Source organism: Vibrio sp. M260118, assembly GCF_036533755.1.
In the GTDB taxonomy this organism is placed as follows: Bacteria; Pseudomonadota; Gammaproteobacteria; order Enterobacterales; family Vibrionaceae; genus Vibrio.
The window spans coordinates 1-4,944 of sequence record NZ_JATABG010000275.1 but is presented as its reverse complement, the minus strand read 5'-3'; the positions used below and the strand labels follow the sequence as shown (position 1 = coordinate 4,944).

Sequence of the window (4,944 nt, the reverse complement as noted above, 5' to 3'; positions counted from 1 at the left end):
CGAGTGAAGCCTTCGCCTTTAAGTTCTACAGTATCGATACCGAAGTGAACAAAAAGCTCAACACCGTCGTCAGACTCGATAGAGAATGCGTGGTTTGTTTCGAAGATCTTACCGATAGTACCGTTTACAGGAGCTACCATTTTGTCGCCAGCTGGCTTGATAGCGATACCGTCACCAACGATTTTCTCAGCGAACACGACATCTGGCACGTCTTCGATGTTTACAATTTCACCTGAAAGAGGTGCGATGATTTCGATTGCACCAGCGTCAGCGCTATCATCAGATACAAGCTTCTTAAGTTTATCAAACAGACCCATTGTGTCATGCTCCTAACGTTTTCGTTTAATTCTGTCGAATTATAGTATACCAATCTCAGAAGATAGACGACTACTTTTAGCGCCTATCTCATTGGAATTAGCCGATTATTGAGTTTTCTCTGCGATAAATTTTTCTACAACTGCTTCAATTTCTGCTGCAGTTGGTAGAGAAAGCGCTTCTTCTGCCATCGCTTTTACTTCCGCAAAGTTAGAGTTACGGATAACTTTCTTAACTTTAGGAATAGAGATACCACTCATTGAGAACTCATCTAGACCCATGCCTAGTAGAAGTAGTGTCGCGCGCTCATCGCCCGCTAGTTCACCACACATACCAGTCCATTTGCCTTCAGCGTGTGAAGCATCAATAACTTGCTTGATTACAGTTAGTACCGCTGGTGATAGTGGGTTGTATAGATGAGAGATCATCTCGTTACCACGGTCTACAGCTAGTGTGTACTGAGTTAGGTCGTTAGTACCGATAGAGAAGAACGCGACTTCTTTTGCAAGATGGTGAGCGATTGCTGCTGCTGCCGGAGTTTCAACCATAACACCGATTTCGATCTCTTCGTCAAATGCTAGACCTTCAGCACGAAGTTCCGCTTTGTACTCTTCGATAGCTTTCTTCAGTTCACGGATCTCTTCAACAGAAATGATCATTGGGAACATGATGCGAAGCTTACCGTGTGCAGATGCACGTAGGATGCCGCGAAGCTGGTCACGAAGAATTTCACGACGGTCTAAGCTGATACGTACTGCACGCCAGCCTAGGAATGGGTTCATCTCTTGTGGTAGATCCATGTAAGGAAGATCTTTGTCACCACCGATGTCCATGGTACGAATAATTACAGATTCGCCGTTCATTGCTTCTGCAACTTCTTTGTACGCTTGGTACTGCTCTTCTTCAGTAGGTAGCGCATCACGGTCCATAAATAGGAACTCAGTACGGTACAGACCAACGCCTTCACCGCCGTTACGCAGGATGCCGTCACAGTCTTTTACTGTACCGATGTTGCCGCAAACTTCTACGCGGTGACCGTCAGTCGTTTCAGCATGAAGATCTTTTAGCTTAGCTAGCTCTTCTTTTTCAGCAATGAAAGCCGCTTTTACAGCTTGTGCTTCTTTAAGCTCTGCGTCTGATGGGTTGATAACGAGTTTGTTGTTCATCGCATCAAGAATCAGCATGTCGCCATTCTTAACTTTCTTAGTGATGTCGTTCGTACCAACGATTGCAGGAAGCTCAAGAGAACGAGCCATGATAGAAGTGTGAGAAGTACGACCGCCGATATCACATGCAAAACCAAGCACATAGTCTAGGTTGATTTGTGCAGTTTCTGAAGGGGTTAGGTCGTAAGCAACTAGGATAACTTCTTCATCAATGTCGCTTAGAGAAACAATGTTGATGCCTAGTGCATTTTTAACAAAGCGTGTACCGATATCACGGATATCTGTTGCACGCTCTTTTAGGTATTCGTCGTCTAGAGATTCTAGAGCAGATGCTTGCTCTTCGATAACTGTGTGGATTGCGTTATCAGCGTGCATCTTTTCTTTCTTGATTAGTGCTAGGATTTCTTCCTCTAGCTCTTCATCTTCAAGAAGCATGATGTGACCTTCAAAGATCGCTTCTTTCTCTTCACCGAAAGTCTCAAGCGCTTTTTGCTTAACAACTTCTAGCTGAGCGGCTGACTTGTTGCGTGCTTCAAAGAAACGAGCAACTTCTGCTTCAACTTGGTCTTCAGTGATAGGGTTAGTGTTTAGAACGATTTCATCTTCTTGAAGTAGTAGTGCTTTACCGATAGCAATACCAGGAGATGCTAGGATGCCTGAAATCATAGCCTTACCTTAAATTGGTCAACTTTAAAACGGGAGAATAATGAGTGCGCTAACGAATAGTTGTAGCTTATATTTGGTCCTATTTCCAACAAAGCCATTTTGCTTGCACAAAATGGCTTTAAAATAGGAGACCTGATTAGTGTAGCTTGTCCATTAGAGCCACTAGGTGGTCAACAGCTTGTTGAGCTTGTGGGCCCTCAGCTGAGATAGAAACTACTGTACCTTTAACTAGGCCAAGAGTTTGTAGTTTGAATAGGCTCTTCGCACTAGCGCTTTTACCGTTAGAAGTCACAGTGATGTCCGCGTCGAATGATTTAGCTTCTTTAACGAACTGTGCAGCTGGACGAGTGTGAAGGCCGTTTTCTGCAGTGATTTCTACTTGCTTCTCGTACATGTTATATACCCCAATTGATTTATTTTATGATAGTTTCTTAACCAGTTTTAGCTTAACCGCAATTGGTTCATTCTGCTAGGTGCAGAGTGTCCATTTCGTGTCAGAACTGATACTGGCTGTGAATTTAACAACGGGCCACCAGTCTATGCTGCTATTCACCATTGCCTAAAATTCTCATCTAGCTTTTTATTTTGATGCTAGAAATAAAACAGCCCTGATATTACCAAAGGTGAGGCAGGGATCAACAAAAAAGCCCCTGAATGGGGCTTTTTTAGACGAAAAATTGATTTCGCTACGTATTACTGCTGGTTCTCTTTTTCAGTAAAGATACCTGCAAACAGAGCTGTGCTTAGGTAACGCTCACCTGAGCTTGGTAAAACGGTAACAATTGTTTTCCCTGCGAATTCAGGTAGTTCTGCTAGTCTGTTTGCTGCTACAACTGCCGCGCCAGATGAAATACCTGCGAGAATACCTTCCTCTTCCATTAGGCGACGAGCCATAGCAATAGCTTCGTCAGAAGTCACTGACTCTACTCGGTCAATAAGCTCTAAATCTAGGTTACCAGGGATGAAACCTGCACCAATACCTTGGATTTTGTGTGGCGCTGGTTGAATTTCGTCACCAGCAAGTGCTTGAGCGATTACTGGTGATTCTGCTGGCTCGACCGCGACAGAAACAATGTTTTTACCTTTCTCGCCTTTAATGTAGCGACTTGTACCTGTAATCGTACCGCCAGTACCAACACCCGCAACGAATACGTCAACTTCGCCATCAGTTGCATCCCAGATCTCTGGACCTGTTGTTTTTTCATGGATCTGTGGGTTAGCTGGGTTGTTGAACTGTTGTAGCAGCAGGTACTTATCAGGGTTGCCTGCAACAATTTCTTCCGCTTTTGCAATTGCACCTTTCATGCCTTTCGCTGCTTCAGTTAGCTCTAGATTTGCGCCAAGTGCTTTAAGAAGTTTACGACGCTCTAGACTCATTGATTCAGGCATAGTTAGCGTTAGTTTGTAACCGCGTGCTGCTGCAACGAAAGCTAGCGCCACACCAGTGTTACCACTAGTTGGTTCAACAAGCTCTACGCCTGGCTTTAGCGTGCCAGCTTTTTCTGCTTCCCAAATCATGTTGGCACCGATACGACATTTAACACTGAAGCTTGGGTTACGTGCTTCTACTTTCGCTAGCACTTTACCGTTACTTACTTTATTTAGGCGTACAAGGGGTGTGTTACCAATAGTCTGAGAGTTGTCTTCGTAGATTTTGCTCATGGTGTGATCCTTCATCTCTGTTTCAAGTCTATTTCGAGTCTCTACTCCAAATAGACATATTCGTAGTGGATTGGTTTGTAGAATACAGATTAGGCCAGGTTAAAAAACGAGAAAAGGATTAAATAGTTATATGATATGAAAGGGTGGAAATAGGAACGGACTTCGTCCTTCGGGATGCGGGAACGCTTCGCTCGAGAATCAAGAACGGGCTTCGCCCTATGGAACACTGAACTAGAAATCAGAGTTACTTAGCTATCCGTAGGGCGTAGCCCGTTCCCAAATCCCGTATCCACAAAAGAAGGTTGACACAAAGAGCCAACCCTCCCAACTTTTCTCGCTTCTCGCTTCTCGCTTCTCGCTTCTCGCTTCTCGCTTCTCGCTTCTCGCTTATTCCTTAAACTCCGCTACCCACATAGAGGTTGCGCCGCACACGGCAATAGGCATAACAAACAAGTTCAAGATTGGAATCGTTGTAAAGACAGACACTAATGCGCCGAAACTATAGGCTTTGCCCTGTTTTTGTTTCAAATTGTTACGCATGTCGTTGAACGGCACTTTGTGGTTATCGAATGGGTAGTCACAGTACTGGATGGCTAAAATCCAAGCGGTAAAGATAAACCATAATAATGACCCAACCGTTTGGCCTAGTGCTGGTATCAGTAGCAATAAAAATAGACCGATAGCTTTTGGCAGTACATAAACAAGTTTACGCCACTCACGTGCGAGTATTCTTGGCGTATCTTTAATTACAGCCATCACGCCATCATCGTTAACTTTTTGATTGGTTAGATACTTTTCAACCTTCTCTGCAAGTAAGCCGTTGAACGGGGCTGCGATGAAGTTCGCGAGCGTGCTAAAGAAATAAGAGAACGTCGCAAGAATCGTAATCACTAGAATTGGCCACAAAAGATAGCTTAGCCAAGATAAGAACTCTGGCAGTTGTCCCATCCATTGGCTAATCCAGTGGTCTAAGTTGGAAAATAAGTAGAACAGAGCGCCACCAACAAGAATAACGTTGGCGAGTAGTGGCAAAATGACAAACTGGCGAATGCCAGGCGTACGCGCAAGTTCCAATCCGTGAAAGAAGTATCCGAAGCCTGTACGTTGTTTAATCTGTGTATTCATATTTTGATTC

At 44.1% G+C, this 4,944-nt stretch carries 5 protein-coding genes; all 5 read right to left on the bottom strand.

Annotated features, from left to right (window positions below; all coding sequences use genetic code 11):
• On the bottom strand, window positions 1-317 hold a 317-nt coding region (locus QTO00_RS14780; RefSeq protein WP_331425475.1), incomplete at its 3' end, for a glucose PTS transporter subunit IIA.
• Window positions 318-422: 105 nt separating this feature from the next.
• A complete protein-coding gene (ptsI, locus tag QTO00_RS14775) occupies window positions 423-2,147 on the bottom strand; it encodes a phosphoenolpyruvate-protein phosphotransferase PtsI (protein ID WP_331425474.1) in 1,725 nt (574 codons plus the stop codon).
• 136 nt (window positions 2,148-2,283) lie between these two features.
• On the bottom strand, window positions 2,284-2,541 hold the full coding sequence (locus QTO00_RS14770) for an HPr family phosphocarrier protein (RefSeq protein ID WP_038203297.1): 258 nt from the start codon (window positions 2,539-2,541) through the stop codon (window positions 2,284-2,286).
• A 299-nt stretch (window positions 2,542-2,840) separates the two neighbouring features.
• Complete coding sequence (gene cysK / locus QTO00_RS14765) at window positions 2,841-3,809, bottom strand: cysteine synthase A (protein ID WP_331425473.1); 969 nt, start codon at window positions 3,807-3,809, stop codon at window positions 2,841-2,843.
• Window positions 3,810-4,196: 387 nt separating this feature from the next.
• Complete coding sequence (cysZ, locus tag QTO00_RS14760) at window positions 4,197-4,934, bottom strand: sulfate transporter CysZ (protein ID WP_331425476.1); 738 nt, start codon at window positions 4,932-4,934, stop codon at window positions 4,197-4,199.
• Window positions 4,935-4,944: the final 10 nt, after the last annotated feature.

What these genes read in the sequence shown, in the direction of transcription:
- ptsI (WP_331425474.1), bottom strand. Translation starts at nt 2,147, where the DNA reads ATGATTTCAGGCATCCTAGCATCTCCTGGTATTGCTATCGGTAAAGCA.
- QTO00_RS14770 (WP_038203297.1), bottom strand. Translation starts at nt 2,541, where the DNA reads ATGTACGAGAAGCAAGTAGAAATCACTGCAGAAAACGGCCTTCACACT.
- cysK (WP_331425473.1), bottom strand. Translation starts at nt 3,809, where the DNA reads ATGAGCAAAATCTACGAAGACAACTCTCAGACTATTGGTAACACACCC.
- cysZ (WP_331425476.1), bottom strand. Translation starts at nt 4,934, where the DNA reads ATGAATACACAGATTAAACAACGTACAGGCTTCGGATACTTCTTTCAC.